We start from the raw sequence: 625 nt of genomic DNA on the forward strand, positions 1-625 counted from the left end.
GACGCGGGGCGCTCGTCCGCGACCGCGGGCCCGGTCGGTGCGTCGGTCGCGGCGGGCGGCGGCTCGGGGGTCGTCCCGACCGCCGCGTCGTCAGGCGTCGCGCCCGTCAGCACGACCGGGGTGAACGTCTCGTTGTGGGCGTTCGCGACGCCGTGCGCACCGATGGTGATGACGCCGCAGGTCACGGTGGTGCAGTCGAGCTCGACCGTGCCGCCCGACGCGTCGAGCGCCGTGAACCGCGCGCCGGGGACGGTGAGCGTGGTCGCCCACGAGCCGTCGGCGGCGAGCTCGCCGCCGTTGGCCTCGACCGCGGTGCTCGCGCCCGGGAACGCGACGAACCGCTGGTACCCGGCGTTCTCGCGGGCCGCGTCGTCGACCGCGTAGCGCAGGGTCGTGCCGGTCGTGCCCCCGGCGGACGGTTGCCACGTGCCGCCCGCGGGGTCGTCGACCCAGCCGAACAGCACGTAGACGCCGCCGAACCCGCCGGGCACCACCTGGAACCCGGTGCCGCGGACCTCGACCGTGGTCGCCGCGTCGGCCGCGACGCCCGCGGGCGCCTCGACCGTGACCGTCGCGCCGGACGCGCCGAGCGTGCGGTCGGCGGCGGCGAGCGCGGGTGCGCCGG

At 78.4% G+C, this 625-nt stretch carries 1 pseudogene; it reads right to left on the reverse strand.

What is annotated here, in order from left to right:
• Nucleotides 1-625: pseudogene (locus CS2_RS19300) on the reverse strand (hypothetical protein); the annotation flags it as partial.

The sequence above is a fragment of the Cellulomonas iranensis NBRC 101100 = JCM 18110 genome, assembly GCF_001552375.1.
In the GTDB taxonomy this organism is placed as follows: Bacteria; Actinomycetota; Actinomycetes; order Actinomycetales; family Cellulomonadaceae; genus Cellulomonas; species Cellulomonas iranensis.